Genomic DNA, 24,323 nt, shown 5'->3' on the forward strand with positions numbered 1-24,323 from the left:
CTAATGTAACTTATGTGTAATTTAAGCATTGTTACTAGTTTTTACTTTCAAGCTATCAATAGTATTCATTAATGGTTCTATATCAAAATTATATTCAATCGCCTTATTAATTGCTTTTTGTATATTATTATCATCTAATGGATTAACAATATCACATGAAATTTTTGTTATTTCAAGAACTTGGCATTTTTTTATAAACTCTTTTGGACATGTATCTAAATCTTGTACAAAACCAATTGAAAAAATTAGATTTGGATCAAGTTTCCAATGTTTAAAAATATTTGCAGTGATTTTTGCACAAGTGAAACCAACAAACTCATTTTCAGCTTTTGAAGTATCTGTTTTAAGTGCTTTTTGAAATTCATTAATTTCATTATTTTCTATTACTACATCTGAAATAATAAATTTACCTACTTCTTGTAAAAAGGCAGCTAGAACTAATTCATCTTTATCTTCAAAATTAATAGTACTTAACCAATTATTTACAAAAGATGAAGCAAGGTTTGAGTTTTCCATAAAATCATCAGTTGTTATATTGTAAGCTTCAAGATTAGATTTAATTAAATCTTGAACAACTGAACCTAATGCAATAGAAATACAAAAATTTACTCCAAGCAAAGAAATTGCTCTATGTACAGTATCTACTTTACTTCTAAAAGCAAACATTGATGAATTTGCTACTCTTAATAATGTTGTTACAATTAAAGGATCTTTTTGAATTATTTTTAATAGTTCTTCAGGATCTTTATCCGGAAGTTTTCTAAATTTCTCAAGTTCGATTACACTTTTTGGTAAAGGTGGCAGTGAATCTATTTTTTCAATAATTTTTTTACTCATATATTTCCCTATATTAAAACTAATTTTTATTATACAAAAAAACTATGAAAAATCGAAACGTAATTCTTAATAATAAGAATTTAGATTAAATAATTAAGCTTATATAAAAAAAATTTGATATAATCAAACAAATTTTATGTTAGGATTTTTATAATGAGAGATTGGTTAGACAATCATAATAATGATAATGTTAGAACTCAGATGTATTATGCAAAAAAAGGTATTATTACACCTGATATGGAGTATGTTGCAAAAGTTGAAAAAATTGAACCAGAACTTGTTAGAAGTGAAGTAGCAAGAGGAAGGTTAATTATACCAGCAAATGTAAATCATAAACACCTTAATCCTATGGCAATTGGATTAGCATCAAAATGTAAAATTAATGCAAATATTGGTTCTTCTGCCCTTGCTTCTAATATCAATACTGAAGTTGAAAAAGTTGATGTTTCTTTAAAATATGGAGCAGATACAATTATGGATTTAAGTACAGGAGGAGATTTAGATGCAATTAGAGAAGGTGTAATTAATCACTCTACTGTGCCAGTTGGAACTGTACCAATTTATCAAATCTTACATGACTGTAAAGATAAAATTGAAGATTTAAGTATTGAAAAGATGCTACAAACTTTACAAAAACAAGCAGAACAAGGTGTTTCTTATTTCACAATTCATGCAGGTTTTTTACTTAGATTTATGCCTCATATTGCAAAAAGAAAAATGGGTATTGTAAGTCGTGGTGGTTCTTTAATGGCTGCATGGATGATGCACTATCATAAAGAGAATCCATTTTATGAAGCTTTTGATGATATTTTAGATATTTGTAGAAAATATGATGTATCTTTATCTTTAGGTGACTCATTAAGACCTGGATGTTTAGCTGATGCAAGTGATGAAGCACAATTATCAGAGTTAAAAGTCTTAGGTGAATTGACACTTAGAGCTTGGGAAAAAGATGTTCAAGTTATGGTTGAGGGACCAGGTCATGTTCCTTTAAATCAAATTGAGCGAAATATGAAATTAGAAAAAGAGTATTGTCATGAAGCACCATTTTATATTTTAGGACCTCTTACAACTGATATCGCTGCTGGATATGATCATATCTCATCTGCTATTGGTGCAGCTGTTGGTGGATGGCATGGAGCTTCAATGCTTTGTTATGTTACACAAAAAGAGCATTTAGGGCTACCAAATGCAGAAGACGTTAGAAGTGGTATCATTGCTTATAAGATTGCGGCTCATAGTGCTGATATTGCAAGAGGAAGAAAAGGTGCAAGAGATATTGATGATGAGATGAGTGATGCAAGATATGGTTTTGATTGGAATAAACAGTTTGAATTATGTCTAGATCCAGAAAGAGCAAAAGAGTTTCACGATGAAACACTTCCTCAAGATGTATTTAAAGAAGCAGAATTCTGTTCAATGTGCGGACCTAAATTTTGTTCATATAAGATTACTCAAAAGATTGTTGAAGAACATGGTGATAAAATGAAAGAGACAGAGTAAAATTATATTTATAAAAATAATTTAAAAGAGTGGTATTCCCACTCTTTTTTTTTGTCTAGTTTTTTAGGTAAAAAATATTTTACTTTCTGTACAATACAATATTAGATATTCTGAATATAATTAAGACAATAATTATCCTATTTAGAATATAATATCGTAAATTTAAAATAAGGAATTAATATGGCAACAGTAGCAGATATTAAAAGTGCATTAGAAAATGTAAAATATCCTGGTTTTGCTAAATCAATTATAGAATTTGGTTTTGTAAAAGATGTTCAAATTGATGGTTCTGCCTGTATATTAACACTTGATATTACATCAAGTGCTAAAGAAGTTGAATCAAAATTAAGAGAAGATATTACTCAAACTCTATCAGGAATTGTTGAAGAAGTTATAATAAATATTAAAAAACCTGAAGAAGAAAAACAACAAAGTAATAGTACTAGTGGAAAAAATATAGCACCACATATTAAAAACTTTGTAATGGTAAGTTCTGGAAAAGGTGGAGTTGGAAAATCAACTACAACTGTTAACTTAGCAGTAGCAGCAGCAATGCAAGGTAAAAGAGTTGGTATTTTAGATGCTGACATTTATGGTCCAAATATTCCTCGAATGATGGGATTACAAGGAAGAGAGGTTGAAGTTATTGGAAACAAAGCAAAACCTTTTAGAATTCATGGTGTTGATGTAATGTCAATGGGTTCATTAATGCAAGAAGGACAAGCACTAATTTGGAGAGGTGCTATGATTATGAAAGCAATTGAGCAATTATTAAGAGATATTTTATGGGAAAATTTAGATATTTTATTTATTGATATGCCTCCTGGAACTGGTGATGCACAATTGACTCTTGCTCAAAGTGTACCTGTAACTTGTGGTGTTAATGTAACAACTCCACAGCATGTTGCTCTTGATGATAGTAGAAGAAGTTTAGATATGTTTGAAAAACTTCATATTCCAATTGGTGGGATTATCGAAAATATGAGTGGTTTTATTTGTCCAAAATGTAATGAAGAATCAGATATTTTTGGAATGGGAACTTGTGAAGCTTTAGCTGAACAATATAATACTCAAGTTCTAGGAAATTTACCAATTGAACCTGCAATTAGAGAAGGTGGAGATTCAGGTAAGCCTGTAGTATATTTCCAACCAGAATCTGAATCTGCAAAAAGATATATGATAGCTTCACAAAAACTTATTGAATATGTTGATCAAGTAAGTGATAATGTTTCAAATGAAGAGATTCAACCAACTACACCTCCTGGTGTTAGTGCTTGTAGTACAGCAGGCGCATCAACACAAGCTAAAAGCTCTAATGGCGGAGGATGCGGCTGCCATTAGTTAAGTAAAGAGTTTTAACTCTTTACTTAATATAAACTTTCTATTTATCATAAAGGTTTTTTATGAACATGACAAAAATACAAGAAATAATAAAAGAGTTTTCAAAACAAAGAGATTGGGACAAACATCATAATCCAAAAAATTTAGCTATGGCACTTAGTGTAGAAGTTTCAGAACTTGTAGAAATTTTCCAATGGTTAGATTTAGAAGCTTCAAAAAATTTAGATAATCATAAACAAGAACACTTAAAAGAAGAAATAGCAGATATTGCAATATATTTAATTAGAATATGTATGGCTTATGATATTAATTTAGAAGATGCAATATATGAAAAAATGGAAAAGAATAAAAAGAAATATCCTTTATTTGATAAAGATGAAAATAGAATAATATATAAAAAGAAGTAATCTTAAACTTTAAATTTCTACTTACTTGAACTAATATATAATAGTACAATAACTAAAGGAATTAATAATGTCAATTTCAGAAATAATATCTATAATAGTTGGTGTACTATTTATATTTATAGGATTAAACTTTATTATTAAGGTTTTTAGAAAAGATAAACAAGAAGAGCTTTAACTCTACTCTTGTTTTCTTGAATTTTTTTCTTCTATTCCAGAAATTCCAAATCTTTTAGCTAATTCTTGTTTTACTCTGTCTGGACTAATATTTTTACTAGCCATTGCTACTAAACAATGATACATTAAATCAGCAGCTTCATAAACAATCTCTTCTTCATTGTCATCTTTTATTGCAAATGTTAATTCTCCTGCTTCTTCTACAATCTTTTTTAGCATAGAGTTCTCTTTGCCTTTTAATAACTTTGCAGTATATGATTTTTTTGGATCATCATTTTTTCTTTCACAAATAGTATGATAAAGAGTATCAACTATTCCATATGCAGAACTTGTATCAACTTGGATTTTAGAAACTTCTTCATTTGTTTCTAAATTAGTAAAAAAACAAGATTTTCTTCCTGTATGACAAGCTACACCAATTTGCTCAACTTTTAAAAGTAATGTATCATTATCGCAATCTAATAAAATCTCTTTTACATTTTGAAGATGACCAGAACTTTCTCCTTTTTTCCATATTCTTTGTTTACTTCTACTAAAATAGTGGGCAATTTTTGTTTCTAGTGTTAAGTTTAATGCTTCTTTATTCATATATGCAAGCATCAAAACTTCATTTGTTTTTGCTTCTTGAGTAATTACTGGAATTAAATTATCCATTTTTTTCCAGTCAATATTTTCTTTTATACTCATTTGTAATTTCCTTTTCCCTCTTTGCTGGGCGAATTTTACAACAATATAATTAGGGTGTCAAGTTAGTAAAGTGATTTTAAGTTTGTAGATAAAAAAAGAAGTAGTTTCCTACTTCTTTTTTTTATTTGTTTATTGAAGTGTCTCTTGATTTATTTTTTGTATCAACCCAAATATTTGGAGTTGAACCACCAGGTGTTAAGAATATCTTAGCATCTTTATTTTCTCTAAGTGCTTCATTAAACTTACCTTGAACTTGAATTTGTTGCATTTGAAGTAAGTTCGGAGTTAAAGATTTTGCAATCTCTTTATTTGCTTGAGATTGTGCTTTTGCTTCAATAGTTACAGCATCTGCTCTACCTTGAGCTTCAATTCTGTTTTTATCAGCCTCACCTTTTGCAAGTGCAGCTTTTTTCTCAGCTTCTTGTTTTGCTCTTAAAACTTCGTATTTTACTCTTTCTGATTCTTGATTTGCAATTTGAACTCTTTCAATTTGCTCTTTAATTTTTACAGGTAAAACAATCTCTCTTAATTGTACTGATTCAACTGATACAGGCATACCGTCTAAAGCTTCGATTTTTGTTCGAACACCATTTTCAATCATAACTGCAATTTCATTTCTTTTTGTTGGTAATGTTTCTGCATTAAATTCACCAACTACATTTCTTACAATATTTCTAACAACTGGATCAACAATTTTATTTTCCCAACCAAGACCCCATGTAGAAATAGTCTTAGGTGCACCCTCTGCTGTTAATCTATATTGTACGGTAAGTTCAATAGATACAGGTAAACCTCTTGCATCTAAGATATTAATAGCAGGATTCATTCTAATACTTCTATCAAATTGACCATTAACTTGTTCAACTGACATATAATTAATAAGTCTAACTTTTGTATCAACAATAATTACTTTTTGAAATACTGGAATATATAAATGAAAACCAGGTCTTAGTGGAGTTTCAGTATATTTACCTGTTGTAACTTTAATACCAACTTGTCCAGATTCAATTATAACAAATGGTTTGAATACAAACATCATTATTACAATAATGATAATTGCATATAAAAAACCAGCTTTTTTCCCGAAATTTTTAAAAAATTCAGGTGGCTCAAAAGGAGGTTGATAGTTTCCTTTACCTCCACCATTTGAATTATTGTTGTTTTGTTGTCTATTCTTAAAATAGTCATTATCTATTGGCATATTTTTCCTTTTAATTTATATATGTCAAATATTGTAAATACTTTTCATTTTTACCACTTACTGCATCAAAATATGCAGTTTGTAGTTTTTCTGTAATTGGTCCTCTTGAACCACCTCCGATTATTCTTGCATCAACATCTCTTATTGGTGTTACTTCAGCAGCAGTTCCAGTAAAAAATGCTTCATCTGCAATATAAATCTCCTCTCTTGTTACTCTTCTTCTTTCAACTTCAATTCCTAAATCTTTTGCAAGATCAATAACTGTTGCTTGTGTAATTGATTCTAGTGAGTTGTCATTTGGTGGTGAAATTAAAACTCCATCTCTTACAATAAAAAAGCAAGCTCCACTAGCTTCTGCTATATACCCTTGGTCATCTCTTAAAAGTGCTTCATCATAACCAGCCTCTACAGCTTCAAATTTAGCCATTTGTGAGTTTAAGTAATTAGCAACTGCTTTTGCTTTTCCCATACCTGAAGTATTTGGAGTTCTACTCATAGATGAAATTTTTACTCTAACACCTTTTTTAAGTCCCTCTTCTCCTAAGTATGCTCCCCACTTCCAAGCAGCAACTGAAACTTTAACTGGAGCTTCTTTATGATAAAGCCCCATTACTCCATAGCCTAAGTATACAAGAGGTCTTATATAAGCACCATCAAAAAGCTCATTTTTTTGAAGTAACTCTACTTGTGCATTATTTAGTTCTTCTGCACTAAATGGTACATCAATAAGGGTCATCTTTGATGAATTAATTAATCTTTTTGTATGCTCATTAAGTTTAAAAATAGCGCATCGTCCATCAACTGTTTTGTACGCTTTTGTTCCCTCAATAGCACCATTCCCATAATGTAAAGTATGACTTAAAACATGCGTTTTCGCATCATTCCAGTTTACATACTCTCCATCCATCCAGATGTATTTAGCTTCTGTCATCTTAAATTATCCTGATTGAAATTTTAATTGTTAGTGTAGCTAAGATTATATTAAACAAAAGTGAAGATATTTTATTTAGTAGTATTAAAATTTATCTTTAAACTTTTTTTGCTACTATTTTGCTAATTTTAAAAGAGGTATTATAATAATGACACAACAAGAATTATGGAATAAAAAATTTTCAAGAGATGATTACTTTTATGGTACAAATGTAAATGAATTTTTAAAATCTTGTGAGCATTTATTCTCAAATTCAAAGAGTATTCTTTGTTTAGGTGAGGGAGAAGGTAGAAATGCAATATATTTTGCAGAAAAAGGCTTTAATATAGAAGCTATTGATGCATCTAATATAGGTTTAGAAAAACTAAGAAAAAATGCATTGTCAAAAAATTTAGAAATTGACATATTATGTATGGATTTGCAAGATTGGGCACCACTTAAGAAACATGATGTTGTAATAGCTTCTTATTTGCATATATATGAAAATCAAAGAGATAAACTTTTTGATAAAATTGAATTGTCTTTAGAAAAAAATGCTTATTTCGTAGGAGAATTTTTTTCAAAAAATCAAATAAATTATTCAAGTGGTGGTCCTAAAGACTTAGAGCTTTTATATGATAAAAGTGATTTTGAAAATAGATTTAAAGCATGTAAAAAAATAAAAGTAGAAGAAGAAATAGTTCATTTAAATGAAGGGTCGGGTCATCGAGGTGAAGCTAGTGTTATAAGGGTTGTTTTACAAAAGCAGTAGAAAGAACTAACTACTTCTTAATAAGCATTTATATATACTACAAATTAATAATAATAACTATAACTAGAGAAAAAAATGAGAGAAAAAATCGAAGAAATTATAAAAAATAGGGTTTTAGTAATAGATGGAGCTATGGGAACACAGCTTCAACTTGCTGATATAAAAGATGAAGATTGGTTTTTTGAAAATAATAATTTAGAAGGATGCAATGAGTTATTAAATCTTACTGCACCTGATGTAATTAAAGGTATTTATAATGCTTATGCAAAAGCTGATGCAAACTTAATAAGTACAAATACCTTTGGTTCTATGCCATGGGTACTTGATGAGTATGGTATTGGGCATATGTCTTATGAACTTTCAAAAATAGGTGCAAGCTTGGCAAAAGAAGTTTGCCAAGAGTATCAAAGTGAAGATAAACCAAGATATGTTTTAGGTTCAATAGGACCAGGAACTAAACTACCCTCATTAGCTCATATTGAATATGATGAGATGTATGAGGGATATAAAACAATGGCAAAAGGCTTAGTTGATGGAGGAGTAGATATATTTCTTCTTGAAACTTGCCAAGATCCCCTTCAAATAAAAACAGCACTTCATGCACTTCAAGATGTAGCTTCACATATACCAATTATGGTCTCTGTTACTATTGAACTTAGTGGAACAATGCTAATAGGAACTGATGCTTCTACTATTGCAACTATTTTAGAACCTTTTAATATATTATCTTTAGGTTTTAATTGTGGTACAGGACCAAAACAAGTACTTAAGCATGTAAAAACATTAAGTGAAGTGTCAAAATTTCCCATATCTGTTCATGCAAATGCAGGTTTACCACAAAATAAAGGTGGATATACTTATTATCCAATGGGACCTAAAGAGTTTGTTCAATTGCAAGAAAAGTTTTTAGATATTGATGGAGTTGCTTTTTTAGGTGGATGTTGTGGAACTACTCCTCAACACATAAAAGCATTAGCAGATGCAGTTAAAGATAAAACTGTAAAAAAACCAATAGGAACTCATGAAGCTTCTCTTGCTTCATTGTTTAATAGTGTTGCTTTAAGACAAGAGTCATCTGCTTTATTAATTGGAGAAAGAAGTAATGCAACAGGAAGTAAAGCTTTTAGAGAATTACTTAAAGCTGAAGATTATGAAGGTACTTTAAGTGTAGGACAACAACAAGTAAGAGCAGGAGCACATGTAATTGATGTTTCTGTTGGCTTTGCTGGACGAGATGAAAGTAAAGATATGCATAAAGTTATATCTTTATATACTCAAAAAATACCATTGCCTCTTATGCCTGATTCAACTCAAATAAAAGCCTTAGAAGTAGCACTAAAAAAAATCGGTGGAAGACCTATTATTAATTCTGTAAATCTTGAAGACGGTGAAGAAAAGTTTGATGAGGTTTGTAAATTAGCAAAAAGATTTGGTGCAGCATTAGTTTGTTTAGTAATTGATGAAGTTGGAATGGCTAAAACTAGCCAAAGAAAAGTAGAAGTTGCCCAAAGAATATATGATCTAGCAGTAAATAGACATGGCTTTAGACCTGAAGATTTAGTTTTTGATATGCTTGTATTTACAGTAGGTTCTGGAGATGATGAGTATAGAACTGCTGCTATTGAAACAATAGAAGCAATAAAAGAGTTTCAAAAAAGACATCCAAATGTTGGAACAACACTAGGTTTATCAAATATTTCATTTGGATTAGATTCAAAAGCTAGAGTCTATTTAAACTCTATGTTTTTACATTATTGTGTACAAGCTGGACTTACAAGTGCAATTGTAAATGTTAAACATATACTACCAATAAATAAGATTTCACAAGAAGATAAAAAAGCGTGTGATGATTTACTTTTTAATAATCAAAAAGATGGTGACCCTTTATTTAAATTTATTGACCACTTTTCAAATTTAGAAGAACAAGAAGATCAAAGTGATGAAGAGTTTCAAAAATTAGAACCAATAGAAAAAGTTAAAAAATTACTTTTAGATGGTGATAAAGAAAGAATGCTTCCTTTAGTTGAGGAATTAAGACATGAGATTAAACCAGAAATAATTGTAAATGAATGGTTAATTGATGGGATGAAAATAATTGGTGATTTATTTGGAAGTGGACAAATGCAGTTACCATTTGTACTTCAAAGTGCAGAAACAATGAAAGCTACAGTTGATAGTTTAAATCCTTATTTACCAAAAGAAGATAAAGCAACTGAAACTGTTCTTGTTCTTGGAACAGTTAAAGGTGATGTGCATGATGTAGGTAAAAATCTTGTTGATATTATTTTAAGTAACAATGGTTTTAAAGTTATAAATATTGGTATTAAAGCAGATATAAATGACTTTGTTATTGCTGTACGCGAACATAAAGCACAAGCAATAGGAATGAGTGGACTTTTAGTTAAAAGTACAGCAGTGATGAAAGAAAACTTAGAAGAGTTACAAAGACAAGGTATTGATATTCCTGTATTATTAGGTGGTGCTGCATTAACTAAATCATTTATTAATGATTTTTGTAGACCTATTTATGATGGACCAATTTTTTATTGTAGGGATGCTTTTGATGGAGTAGTATCTATGAAAAGAATAGAAGATGGGGAAGAAAACAATACTGCATTAGCTGCTGATTTAATTCAAATAAAAGATACAAGTCCTAAAAAAGAAGAAAAAGAGATTATTATTCCACCTTATGAAGATATAAAACTTCCAAGTAAAGCTGAATTTACTTTTCCTCCATATTGGGGACGTCAGGTAAAAACATCTAAAGATATAGATAATGAATTAGTATTTAAATGGATAAATCATAGGGTATTATTTAGACAAAGATGGGGATATAAAAGAGCTGGACAAAAAACAGAAGATTTTATAAAACATGAAGAAGAAGTAGTTAAGCCCTTATATGAAAAATTAAAAGAAGAATTAATTCAAAAAAAGGTTTTTGAACCAATTTCAATACAAGCATATTACCCTTGTATGTCACATGATAATAAACTATATATATTTGATTATGAAAAACATGGATTTAACTCATTAGATGAAGCAAAAAAAGTTCCAAACTTAGATGAAGCAATAAAAGTACTAGAGTTTCCAAGACAAAAAAGAAAACCACATAGATGTATATCTGATTTTTTTGCAAATGATAGATTAGATGTAGTTGGATTTACTCTTGCAAGTGCTGGATTAAAAATTACGTCATATGAAAGAGAGTTATATGATCAAGGAAAATTTAGTGAATATTTTCAAGTACATGGATTAGGAGTAGAATTAGCCGAATCTTTAGCAGAAGTTATTCATAAGCAAATTAGACTTGATTTAGATATAGTTCCAAAAGAAGGACCAACTCTTTATGATGTTCAAATGAAACAATATGTTGGTTGTAGATATTCTCCTGGTTATGCTGCTTGTCCTGAACTTAGTCAAAATAGAGATTTTTTTGATTTATTGAACCCTGAAGAGTTTGGAATCACACTAAGTGAAACTTTTCAAATGGATCCTGAACAAACAACTTGTGCTATAGTTGTGCCTCATCACGAAGCTAATTACTATAATATTTAGTTTTAACTATAAAGAAAGTGCTCATTTTGAGCACTTGATAATATTTCCCAAAATTTAAGCCAAAATTAAGACTAAACCCTTGACAAAGGGAAAGAATTTGTCTATAATTCCCGTCCAAATTCGCTGAGGCAAACAAGAGATTGAGAGCTGAAGAAGGGATTGAGTTCTTTAACACAAAGTAAGTTTGTAAGAGAAGTAACTTTTATAAACTGAATATATATATGACAAGAAAAAAAAGAAGAATACAAATTCTTCGTCTATAATATCATACAAAAAAGTATGATAAAACAATGAGTAATTAATTTTGTATAGAAATACATAATTAGTCAGAGAACAAACACTTTATGGAGAGTTTGATCCTGGCTCAGAGTGAACGCTGGCGGCGTGCTTAACACATGCAAGTCGAACGAGAACGGGATTAGCTTGCTAATCTGTCAGCTAAGTGGCGCACGGGTGAGTAATATATAGGTAACGTGCCTTCAAGAGGGGGATAACAGATGGAAACGTCTGCTAAGACCCCATATGCCTTTAATACAAAAGTATGAAAGGGAAATATTTATAGCTTGAAGATCGGCCTGTACAGTATCAGATAGTTGGTGAGGTAATGGCTCACCAAGTCAATGACGCTTAACTGGTTTGAGAGGATGATCAGTCACACTGGAACTGAGACACGGTCCAGACTCCTACGGGAGGCAGCAGTGGGGAATATTGCACAATGGGGGAAACCCTGATGCAGCAACGCCGCGTGGAGGATGACACATTTCGGTGCGTAAACTCCTTTTATATAAGAAGATAATGACGGTATTATATGAATAAGCACCGGCTAACTCCGTGCCAGCAGCCGCGGTAATACGGAGGGTGCAAGCGTTACTCGGAATCACTGGGCGTAAAGAGCGTGTAGGCGGATAGATAAGTCAGAAGTGAAATCCAATAGCTTAACTATTGAACTGCTTTTGAAACTGTCTATCTAGAGTATGGGAGAGGTAGATGGAATTTCTGGTGTAGGGGTAAAATCCGTAGAGATCAGAAGGAATACCGATTGCGAAGGCGATCTACTGGAACATAACTGACGCTGAGACGCGAAAGCGTGGGGAGCAAACAGGATTAGATACCCTGGTAGTCCACGCCCTAAACGATGTACACTAGTTGTTGCTATGCTCGACATAGCAGTAATGCAGTTAACACATTAAGTGTACCGCCTGGGGAGTACGGTCGCAAGATTAAAACTCAAAGGAATAGACGGGGACCCGCACAAGCGGTGGAGCATGTGGTTTAATTCGACGATACGCGAAGAACCTTACCTGGTCTTGACATAGTAAGAACCATTTAGAGATAGATGGGTGTCTGCTTGCAGAAACTTATATACAGGTGCTGCACGGCTGTCGTCAGCTCGTGTCGTGAGATGTTGGGTTAAGTCCCGCAACGAGCGCAACCCTCGTCATTAGTTGCTAACACTTCGGGTGAGAACTCTAATGAGACTGCCTACGCAAGTAGGAGGAAGGTGAGGACGACGTCAAGTCATCATGGCCCTTACGACCAGGGCTACACACGTGCTACAATGGGGTATACAAAGAGCAGCGATACAGTGATGTGGAGCAAATCTAAAAAATACCTCCCAGTTCGGATTGTAGTCTGCAACTCGACTACATGAAGTTGGAATCGCTAGTAATCGTAGATCAGCAATGCTACGGTGAATACGTTCCCGGGTCTTGTACTCACCGCCCGTCACACCATGGGAGTTGATTTCACTCGAAGCGGGGATGCTAAGATAGCTACCCTCCACAGTGGAATTAGCGACTGGGGTGAAGTCGTAACAAGGTAACCGTAGGAGAACCTGCGGTTGGATCACCTCCTTTCAGAGAAAAGATTAAGAGAGTCAAAACTCTTAATCAAAAAGTCAATATATATTCAGTTTATAAAGGTTATTTAAAAGATAGGTGAGAGGGCCTATAGCTCAGCTGGCTAGAGCGCTCGACTGATAATCGTGAGGTCCCAGGTTCAAGTCCTGGTAGGCCCACCATGATTAAATAATCTTAAAAGAAGAGATTAAAAAGTTGGGGAATTAGCTCAGCTGGGAGAGCGCCTGCCTTGCACGCAGGAGGTCAGCGGTTCGATCCCGCTATTCTCCACCAACAAATAAGAAGAAGTTAAATATAAGTTCAATGAAGATTGAATTTATATTTAATTTTTTCAGAGATGAGAAGATTAAAGAGTTATTTAAAAATATAATGTTAAAGTCAAAAATTTTTCTAAGAAAAGAAAGCAATTTCAAGAAAAGAAGAAGAACACAACTATTTTATTAAATTTAATAAGATAGTAGCCAAGGAATAATTATCAAAAAAGGTTAGAGTAAGATCTAATTAAAAAAATAAGCTATTAAGGGCTAATGGTGGATGCCTAGACTGTAAGAGGCGAAGAAGGACGTACTAGACTGCGAAAAGTCACGAGGAGCTGTCAAGAAGCATTGATTCGTGAATATCCGAATGGGACAACCCAGTATATAGAGATATATATTACCCAGCAATGGGGGCTAACGTGGTGAAGTGAAACATCTCAGTAACCATAGGAAGAGAAATCAAAAGAGATTCCCAAAGTAGCGGCGAGCGAAATGGGAGCAGGGCAAACCCTATGCTTGCATAGGGGGTTGAAGGACCATAATATGAGACTAAAGATAATAGTAGAGATATCTGGAAAGGTATAGCAAAGAAGGTGAAACTCCTGTATACAAAATTATCAATAGCTCTAATGGTATCCTGAGTAGGACGGAACACGTGATATTTTGTCTGAATCCGGGGGGACCACCCTCCAACCCTAAATACTACTTACAGATCGATAGTGAACAAGTACCGTGAGGGAAAGGTGAAAAGTACTCCAGCGAGGAGAGTGAAATAGAACCTGAAACCATTAGCTTACAATCATTCAGAGCCCTATGTGAATTTATTCACAGGGTGATGGACTGCCTTTTGCATAATGAGCCTGCGAGTTGTGGTATCTGGCAAGGTTAAGTCAAGTACGAAGCCGTAGCGAAAGCGAGTCTTAAAAGGCGAAATAGTCAGATGCTGCAGACCCGAAACGAAGTGATCTATCCATGGGCAGGTTGAAGCTGGTGTAAGAGCCAGTGGAGGACCGAACCGATGGGCGTTGAAAAGCCCCCGGATGACCTGTGGATAGGGGTGAAAGGCCAATCAAACTTCGTGATAGCTGGTTCTCTCCGAAATATATTTAGGTATAGCCTCTAGTAGTAGCATGTAGGGGTAGAGCACTGAATGGGCTAGGGCTGCTTACCGCGGTACCAAACCCTATCAAACTTCGAATACTACATGTGCAAGCTAGGGAGTCAGGCGTAGGGTGATAAAATCCTATGTCGAGAGGGGAACAACCCAGACTAACAGCTAAGGTCCCAAAGTTACATCTAAGTGGAAAACGATGTGGAGTTACTGTGACAACCAGGAGGTTGGCTTAGAAGCAGCCATCCTTTAAAGAAAGCGTAACAGCTCACTGGTCTAGTGATTCTGCGCGGAAAATATAACGGGGCTAAGATGTACACCGAAGCTTTAGATTCATAATTTATTATGAGTGGTAGGAGAGCGTTCTATTCAGCGTCGAAGCTGTACCGGTAAGGAGCAGTGGAGCGGATAGAAGTGAGCATGCAGGCATGAGTAGCGATAATTAAGGTGAGAATCCTTAACGCCGAAAACCCAAGGTTTCCTACGCGATGCTCGTCATCGTAGGGTTAGTCGGGTCCTAAGTCGAGTCCGAAAGGGGTAGACGATGGAAAATTGGTTAATATTCCAATACCAACAATTAAGCGCGATGTGGGGACGCATAGAGTTAATCGAGCTCACTGATGGAATAGTGGGTCGAAGGACGTAGGTTGATACTTAGGTAAATCCGGGTATCACGAGACCGAGATCTAACAGGCTGAACAATCTCTTCGGAGAGCGTTTAGAATCGATGATACTGTCGTGCCAAGAAAAGCCACTAAGTATATTAATTGTTGCCCGTACCGCAAACCGACACAGGTAGGTGGGATGAGTATTCTAAGGCGCGTGGAAGAACCCTGGTTAAGGAACTCTGCAAACTAGCACCGTATCTTCGGTATAAGGTGTGCCTACTTTGGTATAGAGATTTACTCTCAAAAGCTAAAGAGGTTGCAACAAAGAGTCCCTCCCGACTGTTTACCAAAAACACAGCACTTTGCTAACACGTAAGTGGATGTATAAGGTGTGACGCCTGCCCGGTGCTCGAAGGTTAATTGATGATGTAAGCGTAAGCGAAGCATTTGATCGAAGCCCGAGTAAACGGCGGCCGTAACTATAACGGTCCTAAGGTAGCGAAATTCCTTGTCGGTTAAATACCGACCTGCATGAATGGCGTAACGAGATGGGAGCTGTCTCAACCAGGGATCCAGTGAAATTGTAGTGGAGGTGAAAATTCCTCCTACCCGCGGAAAGACGGAAAGACCCCGTGCACCTTTACTACAGCTTGACACTGTAGCTTGGATATTCATGTGCAGGATAGGTGGGAGGCTTTGATTACTAGACGCAAGTAGAGTATGAGCCACCCTTGAGATACCACCCTTGAATATTTGAGTTACTAACTGCGTACAATAAACTTGTATCAGGACAATGTCTGGTGGGTAGTTTGACTGGGGCGGTCGCCTCCTAAAAAGTAACGGAGGCTTACAAAGGTTAGTTCAAGGCGGATGGAAATCGCCTGATGAGTATAATGGCATAAACTAGCTTGACTGTGAGAGAGACAACTCGAGCAGAGACGAAAGTCGGTCATAGTGATCCGGTGGTTCTGAGTGGAAGGGCCATCGCTCAAAGGATAAAAGGTACGCCGGGGATAACAGGCTGATCTCCCCCAAGAGCTCACATCGACGGGGAGGTTTGGCACCTCGATGTCGGCTCATCGCATCCTGGGGCTGGAGCAGGTCCCAAGGGTATGGCTGTTCGCCATTTAAAGCGGTACGCGAGCTGGGTTCAGAACGTCGTGAGACAGTTCGGTCCCTATCTTCCGTGGGCGTAGGAAAGTTGAGAAGATTTGTCCCTAGTACGAGAGGACCGGGATGAACGTACCACTGGTGTACCAATTGTTCTGCCAAGAGCATCGTTGGGTAGCTACGTACGGATGAGATAAGAGCTGAAAGCATCTAAGCTCGAAGCCAACTTCAAGATGAACTTTCCCTGAAGATCCCAGTAAGACTAACTGGTTGATAGGCTAGATGTGTAAGCATAGAAATATGTTTAGCTGACTAGTACTAATAGATCGTTCGGCTTATTATTATACTTGGTTTACTATCTTATTAAGTTTACTAAAGTTGTGTTCAAAGAGACTTTAACATTAATATACTCAAAATATGAGTATAGAGTGAATAATAAAATTCATTGTATACTCATATTGCTGGTGGATATAGCGAAGTGGAAATACCCAGATCCATACCGAACCTGGAAGTCAAGCACTTCTGCGCTGATAATACTGCACCTTTCAGGTGTGGAAACGTAGGCCTCTGCCAGCTCTTGAGTTTTTTTAAGCCCTTATCTATTTTAACTTTTTACAGTTATCTTAGTTATGGGCTTTTTTTTTGCCTTTTTTATCCTATATTTTTTATAGTTTTAATGTCTTAATGCTTCTCTTTTATATTTTCTCCACTTTTTAAAGTATTCTTCATTATTTAAATTATTATCATGACTATAATCAGCAGCAAAGTTCATTAATGCTTGTTCTAAAAAAGTACTATAATCAAGTGCTATTACATCTTTTTGTTTACTTTGTGGTTTATCTCCCCATCTATTTTGAAACCATTGATTCCATTGTTTTGATCCAGGTATATGCATATCCCACATACCATCTGAACTAATATTCTTTACTGGATAGAAAAATGTAATCATATCAGAATCATAAGGTACATAACTTGATGTTCCATGGCAACTTAAACATGATGAGCTTCTTAGTTTTTTTACTATTTTATCATCTACTTTTACATCATATTTTACTGCAATATCAAAAGGGCCTGATAATCTATTTCCATATCCTAATGTAACTTTTGCAAATTTAGGTGCATTTGGATTTATATATGTTTGTTTTAACTTTTGCTTTGGATTTTTTACAGAGTTAATATTTGGATCATTTCCCCAAATTGCACCTAATGGAACCATTCTATCCCAAGCAGTTTCTCCTTTTGCATCTTTGTCATAAACTAATGTAGTAAATACCCAACCAGTTTTAGGTGCTGCAATAGAGTCTTTTACTATAATATCAAATATAGTAACTCTTGTATTCATAACTTTTGGTTCTTTAGATTTAATTGTTCCATTTATATTAAAAGGTTTTCTATATATTTTCCAAATGGCAGCATCTTTTAGTACAGGCCACTGTTCTGGTGTAGCAGAAGCAGAAGCTGCTTTTATAATTATTGAACCTTCTTCAAATTGAGCTTCATTATTATCTATATTTGGAATGCACTCTTTTGTATTTTTTTTACAGTCTTTAAAAATTTTATATAAAGTATATGCAGCTATTTTATCATAATATATTGCTGCATAATTTCTTACAGGCACTGTTAATCCAGAATCTTTATATACACCTGCTTCTTGTATTTGACCTGTATATGTGCCATATATTGCTTCTCTTCCCTCCCAAGAAGTTAAAGGTACACTTTCTCCTGCCCAAAGCATACTATACCAACCTTTTTGCTTACTTTTATTCCATTTATCTTGATTTATAATAAAGGTTTTCATTGATGGAGCAACATACTGTTTTAATGCCAAAATATAGTCATATGCATTTTTTCTTGTTAATGGCTTATTATTTCTTACTTTAAACCATGGTCTATTTATTGGTTTTTTATATTCATTTGGATAATCATAATTGAATCTAAATAACTCTTTTGAATATTCACTTTTTGTAGGAATATAACCATTGTTAACTGCAAATGGATTAATATCTTTAGCAAATAAACTATTTGCTAAAAATACAGGTACTAAAATAGCTAAATTTTTTTTAATCATTTTTTTCCTTTTTTATATGATTTGGTTTCTACCTTTTTTCTTTGCTATGTATAGTTTTTCATCTGCTATTTTAATTAAGTTCTTTGGAGTAATAGTTTTTAATTCTTTTGTGCAAGCAATCCCCATACTTAATGTAATATATGAACTTACCTTAGACTTTTCATGAGTAATTTCAATTTTTCTAATATTGTTCTTTATTTCAGTGGCAATTTTTAGTGCATTTTCAATTGAAGTATTAGGAAGAATCATTGCAAACTCTTCTCCTCCATATCTTGCAACTAAATCATTTGTTCTTTTTAGACTACTATTTAAAGTTTTTGCAACATATTTCAAACACTCATCGCCTTGTAAATGACCATAATAATCATTATATAGTTTAAAGTAATCAATATCACACATAATTAAACATAAGCTTTCATTTGTTCTTTGTGCTCTTGCAGACTCTTGTTCTAAAGTAAGATCAAAAACTCTTCTATTATTAATATTTGTAAGGGAATCTGTTGTTGCGAGCATATCTAGCTTTTTTATTGCTTCTTGGAGTTCTTCTTCGACTTTTTTTCTTTTTTTATTCTCTTTTATAATATCTGAATTTAATTCTAAAATTTTTTTATTTTGTACTTGTAATTTAATATTTTGATTTTCTAATTCATCATTTTTTTTATCTAGTGCTTGTGTTCTTTCAGCTACTTTTTCTTCAAGATTTTTATACATTATAGTATTTTCAATAGAGATAGCAATTTGACCACTTAAATGTTTTAATAATTCTATTTGTTCTTTTGAAAATACTCCTGACATTGCATTGTTTTCTAAATAGATTAAACCTCTTATTTTATTATGAAAGATTAAAGGTAAACATAAAACAGATTTAACACCTCTATTAATTGCATCATCCTCTCTTATAAAAATTGAGTCACTATTTAAATCATTAATAACAATTGGTTTTTTAGTTCTTAAAACATAATTAATTACATTATGAACAACATTATTAGATTTTTCAAACTCAATATTTTGCATAACCTCAATGGTCGTTGATTTATATGATGCAGTAGCTTGTATATAATACTTTTCATTGTCTTCTAATAATACATTTGCATATTGAGCACCAGAGTTTTCTAATATAATATATAGTAAGCTTTTTAATAAATTTGGTAACTTTTGTTCTTTAACAATAGCTTCAGCAGCTTTTGTTAAAGTATCAAGATTTATTGCTTTTGAAAAATTAATTGTACTATTTGAATGGTTTTTTATTGAAACTCCCCATTGTATAAGTGCTTCTTCCTCTTCATTTTTTAATAATTTTGATACTCTTTCTTGATTAATTTTTTTATAGATATTTGATAATAGTCTATTTGCTATAGCTTTTAAGTGTATTTGAGAATAGATTTCTGCTGCTTCAATTGCTTTCTCAAAATATTTAAATGCTTCATTAATTTTATTTTCAATTCTATATAATTCTGCTTTTATTAGATTTTTTCTTACTATGAAATTTTCTGGACACTCAAGGCTATATTTTTCAAACTCTATTAGGTTTTCTTTGATTGTTTTTAGATATTTTTTCTTTAACCCATCATTTACTTTTTCATACAAATTTGAAAATATTAATGATTCATAAAAATAATGTTCTATTCCATGTATAGTACCTTTAGAATTTTCCAAAAATCTTTTACTTTGTAAATAGTATTCATAAGCTTGTTTATAATCTTCATAAATATATAGAGTAATCATTTTATTAATATAATAGTAATGTGCAAAATGTAAAGAGTTATAGTTTTCTAAATCTTTTACATACTCATCTTCATCAAAAAATTTATTACAAAAAGAGTTTTTATTTATTGTATTTGCTTTTAATTTGCAAATTGCTTGTTTTACACTTAAAATAGCTCCTAATTGTTCATGAGCCTTAATTCTTCTAAGTTTTTTTTCAAAAATTTCAATTTGATTATTTATATTATCTAAGCAAACACCTCTTAAAAACATACTTTGTATAATTCCCGCTGCTGCACAGCCACTATGAAAAAGATCACCTATTAATAAACCTTTATTATACGATTCAAACCACTTTTGCTCAGTTATTGCTGTTGGTAAGAGCCATGAAAATGCAAAATAACCAGATACAAAATTAACTTCTGGATATAAAACACTGTTATTGTATTTTTTTATCATCTCTAAAGAGAGATTTGCATATTTATAACCTAATTTATGATTTTGTTTTATTGCTCCTTGAAAAATAACTCCAAAAACCATAAATCCAATGACAGCATCTTTTGTATCACCATATTTTAAACACAATTTTACTAATTTCATTGATACAAGTACACACAATTTTGGATCAATTTGATAGGCAGCTTTTAATAATGCAGATAATAGTTTTATCATAATTATGATTTTTTCATCTTTTGTTTCTTGTAATGAAATTAGGTTATTTGGGTTTTTGTTTTTAAGTTTGTAATTTAAATACATAGAATCTTTTGTGTATACAATTTTGCTAAACTCTTTTGGTATATTTAAGTCAAATAATTCTAAAGCCTCTTTTCCTGTTTCATAAGCTTTTTTAAACTCTGAAAAATCAGAATAAAGTTTTATTATCTGTTCATAAATATAAGCTTTCTCAAGATTTGTATTAGCCACGCTAATTGCTTTATTATAATATTTTAATGCAGTTTTTTTATTTAGAATCATATGTTCACAAATTGCATAATCTTTTAATATTTCACTATAATTATCTTTTGATTTTATATCATTGAAGAGAGATAAAGCCTCTTCCATATATTTTTGTGCCATAATAAAATCTGCATTTTCTCTTGCATTAATTGAAGCTTTGTGATTAAGAGTTGCTAAATAATCTTTCTGTTCTTTTGTTTTAAATAGTGATTTTGCATTATTATAATGATTTATATAAGTTAAAAAGTCATTATTTTTTTTATGAAAATTTAAACTTAATATTGAATCTGCAATTTGTTTATGATATAGACTTCGTTCACTTAATATTATAGAGTTATATATAACTTGTTGTATTCTATCATGTGAAAATTTGTATTTTTCATGTTTACTATTGTTGATGTTTTTACTTTTAATTATCCATTCATTTAATATAGTTTTATTTAGTGTTTGTTTAAAACTTTTTTCATCGTTATAAACCTTTTTTAAAAGCACTTCATCAAACTTATTTCCAATACATGAGGCTATTTTTAATAATTTAGTTTCATTTATTTCAAGTTTATTTATTTTATTTTCTAAAAGTTCAATGATATTATTACTTGCTGAAACTGTATTTAATTGTGTCAAGTCACATTTCCATTTAAATTCTTTATAATTGAAATATATAATGTTTTCATCTAATAGTTGTTTTAAAAGTTGAATGATAAAAAAACAATTTCCTAAGGTTTTGCTAAAAATTAGTTTTGCTACTTCGCTACTATTTTCTAGCTTTATATTTGTTTTTAGTATATTTTTTATATCTTCAAGTTTTAAAGCTTGTAAATGAAACGTTTTTAATTTTATATCTTCTTTTGTTAACTTATTTAAAAGTTTGTATAATCTTGAGTTCTCTTTTACTTCATTATCTCTATATGAAATGATTGTAATAGTGTTTTTTAATTGGTAAAGTGAAGTTTCTAGCCAAGTTCTTGTAATTTCATCACTCCATTGCATATCATCTATGAAAATAAGTAAAGGAGATTTTTTTGTTGCAAATAGTTGCAAATATTTAAATAAATAATTATCAAATTTTATTTTAGATACTTCTTCATTATTTATTGTTTTATTACTTTTATCATCTAAGATAATCTTTAATTCAGGAATTAGTTCATAAAGTATATTTGCTTCATTTCCAAGTGCATTTGATATGTTTATTCTCCATAATTTTAATGTATGAGAGTCTTTTGTTAATAGTTGTTTTGAAAGTTCTCTTATTTTTTCATATAATATTTTGTAAGCAATATTTTGTTTATAGTTATCTAATTTTATTTCTAAGGAGTTAGAAATATCTATATTTGAATGTTTTAAAGCTGTTTTTACAAATGATGTTTTACCTACTCCTGAGACACCTTTTATAATTATAAGTTCATTACTAATATTATCTATTTCTTCTTTTAATTCCTGTAGTTCTTTTTCTCTTCCAAATAGTTTTTTGTTACTATTAATTAAAAAGTTTTTTTGAAATTGATCTATTTCAAATTCATCAATATTTCTATTATTTAAAAGTTGATCTTCTATTTTTTTTAAATCAATTAAAACAGATAAGATATTACTATATCTATCAATAGGGTTTTTTTGAATCATTTTATCAATTATATTTGATATAACCTTTGGTATTTTAAGTTCAAGTTCATATAAAGATAAAAACTCTTTGGTAATAATCGTATGAGATAATGATAATAAATCTTTCGAATCATAAGGAATTATTCCAGATAACATTTCATAGAAAACTATTCCCAATGAGTATATATCTGTTTGTTCAGTAATTGAAAAATTAACTCTATTAGTTTGTTCTGGAGCTTTATATATATCAGTGTTGTTAGTTTTTTCTTTATTGTTTTTTCTTTTAGATATTTCTTTAGTTTCACAAAAATCAAAAAGTTTGACTCTATTTGTTTTTTCATCAAAAAGAATTGAATCGCTTGAAAAATTTTGATATATCATTTGATTTTCATGTAAGTAGTAGCAAGTTTCACAAAGTTCAATTGCAATAATTAAAAAAGTATTTAAATCAAATTTTTTATTTTTTATTTGATGTTTTAAAGTACTTAGACTAAAGTTTTCTAATATTAGAAAATATTTATTACCTTGTTTTTCAACTTTTTTTGCTTTAATAATATTCTCATGTTTTAAGTTCTGTAAAATTAAATACTCATCTTCTAAATTTTTTTGATTAGATAAAATCTCTTTATTGGTTTTTATAAAAACCTCTTCTTTACTATTTAATTGTTGTGCTAAAAAAAAATCAGATTCTTGTGAAAATTCTAGTTTTTTAATTAGTTTATAGTTTTTAGTAATCAAAATAAACCTTAATTTTTTAATATTTTAGTTAAATTGAACTTTAGTATATTTTATAAAATATAATTAAGTTCAATAATTATAGTAAAAATATAAATAATAGTAAATTTTATTATCTTAATAATATTTTCTAGGAGTGAATTCTTTTGTATTTTTCTTTTAAATTTAATCTATAACACATTTTAATTCCATAAAGATAAATAATCCAAGAAATATAAATCCAGAAAAAAGAAAAAAGTAGTGTTGACAATGAACCATATATTGTTGAGTAAGTTTTATTATATATTACATAATAGACAAACAGATTTTTAGTAATAGATAATATTAGAAGAGTAAAAAATGATGAAATTAATGCAGCTTTTTTATATACAAATTTATTTATACTAAATTTAAAAAGTAAGAAAAATATAAACCATGCAATAGTAAATGCAGTTATACTATTTACAATAGAGTTATTATACAAAGATAAAATAATATCTGATATAGTAAATAAAAAAGGAAGAGCAACTAAGAAGATTAAATAAAGAAAAAAAAGTTTATACATTGGTCTTCTTTTAGCTTTATGTATTTTATTAATAATATATTCATAATCTTTAAAAAACATAATAAATACAAAAAACATATATATAATTCCTATATAACCTAATTTAGTAGAATTTGATATGAAATCTTTAAATGAATTAATAAAGTCTTGTGAGTGAGTGGGATTTAAGATATCAAAAATATTTGTTATAAAGATATTTAAATAACTTTGAAATATCTCCATTGTTGAAATAATTGCTATTAAAAGAGTAATTATTGGTAATATAGAAAATATTGTGAAAAAACTAAGACTTGCAGCATAATATGTTGTATCATCATTAAAAAATGAGTCAAGTAACTTAATAAACTTTTTAGAATATTGTGTTACAAGACTTTGTTTTTCCAT

12 protein-coding genes, 2 tRNA genes and 3 rRNA genes are annotated in these 24,323 nt (G+C 31.0%); 10 read left to right on the forward strand and 7 right to left on the reverse strand.

Annotated features, from left to right (window positions below; translation table 11 throughout):
* Positions 1-21: 21 nt before the first annotated feature.
* A complete protein-coding gene (locus tag AMRN_RS00775; protein WP_099311052.1) occupies positions 22-837 on the reverse strand; it encodes an HDOD domain-containing protein in 816 nt (271 codons plus the stop codon).
* A 153-nt stretch (positions 838-990) separates the two neighbouring features.
* Here AMRN_RS00775 and thiC point away from each other — a divergent pair, with 153 nt between their 5' ends.
* The 3 genes from thiC (at position 991) to AMRN_RS00790 (ending at position 4,088) form a co-directional block, all read left to right on the forward strand.
* Positions 991-2,340, forward strand: a complete 1,350-nt coding sequence (thiC, locus tag AMRN_RS00780) for a phosphomethylpyrimidine synthase ThiC (RefSeq protein WP_099311051.1) — start codon at positions 991-993, stop codon at positions 2,338-2,340.
* Positions 2,341-2,520: 180 nt separating this feature from the next.
* A complete protein-coding gene (locus AMRN_RS00785; RefSeq protein ID WP_099311050.1) occupies positions 2,521-3,681 on the forward strand; it encodes an Mrp/NBP35 family ATP-binding protein in 1,161 nt (386 codons plus the stop codon).
* Positions 3,682-3,743: 62 nt separating this feature from the next.
* Positions 3,744-4,088 (forward strand): nucleotide pyrophosphohydrolase, encoded by a 345-nt coding sequence (locus AMRN_RS00790; RefSeq protein WP_118897337.1) that lies wholly within the window; start codon positions 3,744-3,746, stop codon positions 4,086-4,088.
* A gap of 177 nt (positions 4,089-4,265) precedes the next feature.
* Here AMRN_RS00790 and hisIE read toward each other — a convergent pair whose 3' ends face one another.
* The 3 genes from hisIE to AMRN_RS00805 form a co-directional block, all read right to left on the reverse strand.
* On the reverse strand, positions 4,266-4,994 hold the full coding sequence (gene hisIE / locus AMRN_RS00795) for a bifunctional phosphoribosyl-AMP cyclohydrolase/phosphoribosyl-ATP diphosphatase HisIE (RefSeq protein WP_265734375.1): 729 nt from the start codon (positions 4,992-4,994) through the stop codon (positions 4,266-4,268).
* Positions 4,995-5,070: 76 nt separating this feature from the next.
* The gene (locus AMRN_RS00800; protein WP_099311048.1) at positions 5,071-6,150 is read right to left on the reverse strand and encodes an SPFH domain-containing protein; all 1,080 of its coding nucleotides are present in this window, start codon (positions 6,148-6,150) and stop codon (positions 5,071-5,073) included.
* 10 nt (positions 6,151-6,160) lie between these two features.
* A complete protein-coding gene (locus AMRN_RS00805; RefSeq protein ID WP_099311047.1) occupies positions 6,161-7,081 on the reverse strand; it encodes a branched-chain amino acid transaminase in 921 nt (306 codons plus the stop codon).
* A 148-nt stretch (positions 7,082-7,229) separates the two neighbouring features.
* Between AMRN_RS00805 and AMRN_RS00810 the strand changes: the two genes are divergently transcribed.
* From AMRN_RS00810 to rrf, 7 genes are all read left to right on the forward strand, one after another.
* A complete protein-coding gene (locus tag AMRN_RS00810; RefSeq protein WP_099311046.1) occupies positions 7,230-7,832 on the forward strand; it encodes a class I SAM-dependent methyltransferase in 603 nt (200 codons plus the stop codon).
* 75 nt (positions 7,833-7,907) lie between these two features.
* Positions 7,908-11,387 carry a methionine synthase gene (metH, locus tag AMRN_RS00815; protein WP_099311045.1) on the forward strand — a complete coding sequence of 1,160 codons (3,480 nt, stop codon included), beginning with the start codon at positions 7,908-7,910 and terminating at the stop codon, positions 11,385-11,387.
* Between the two features lie 341 nt (positions 11,388-11,728).
* Positions 11,729-13,243, forward strand: a 16S ribosomal RNA gene (locus AMRN_RS00820).
* Between the two features lie 87 nt (positions 13,244-13,330).
* Positions 13,331-13,407, forward strand: a tRNA-Ile gene (locus AMRN_RS00825).
* A 36-nt stretch (positions 13,408-13,443) separates the two neighbouring features.
* Positions 13,444-13,519 (forward strand) — tRNA-Ala (locus AMRN_RS00830).
* A gap of 234 nt (positions 13,520-13,753) precedes the next feature.
* Positions 13,754-16,675, forward strand: a 23S ribosomal RNA gene (locus AMRN_RS00835).
* A gap of 117 nt (positions 16,676-16,792) precedes the next feature.
* Positions 16,793-16,908 (forward strand): 5S ribosomal RNA (gene rrf, locus AMRN_RS00840).
* Together the 16S, 23S and 5S rRNA genes with 2 tRNA genes alongside form the textbook arrangement of a ribosomal RNA operon.
* Positions 16,909-17,005: 97 nt before the next feature.
* On the opposite strand, the gene AMRN_RS00845 is transcribed toward rrf, so the two are convergent.
* The 3 genes from AMRN_RS00845 to AMRN_RS00855 all read right to left on the reverse strand — a co-directional run bounded on the left by AMRN_RS00845 (position 17,006) and on the right by AMRN_RS00855 (position 24,323).
* Positions 17,006-18,400 carry a hypothetical protein gene (locus AMRN_RS00845; RefSeq protein ID WP_099310552.1) on the reverse strand — a complete coding sequence of 465 codons (1,395 nt, stop codon included), beginning with the start codon at positions 18,398-18,400 and terminating at the stop codon, positions 17,006-17,008.
* Positions 18,401-18,412: 12 nt separating this feature from the next.
* Positions 18,413-23,398 carry a diguanylate cyclase gene (locus tag AMRN_RS00850; protein ID WP_099310551.1) on the reverse strand — a complete coding sequence of 1,662 codons (4,986 nt, stop codon included), beginning with the start codon at positions 23,396-23,398 and terminating at the stop codon, positions 18,413-18,415.
* Between the two features lie 127 nt (positions 23,399-23,525).
* Positions 23,526-24,323, reverse strand: a complete 798-nt coding sequence (locus AMRN_RS00855) for a YihY/virulence factor BrkB family protein (protein ID WP_099310550.1) — start codon at positions 24,321-24,323, stop codon at positions 23,526-23,528.

This window comes from Malaciobacter marinus (genome assembly GCF_003544855.1).
In the GTDB taxonomy this organism is placed as follows: domain Bacteria; phylum Campylobacterota; class Campylobacteria; order Campylobacterales; family Arcobacteraceae; genus Malaciobacter; species Malaciobacter marinus.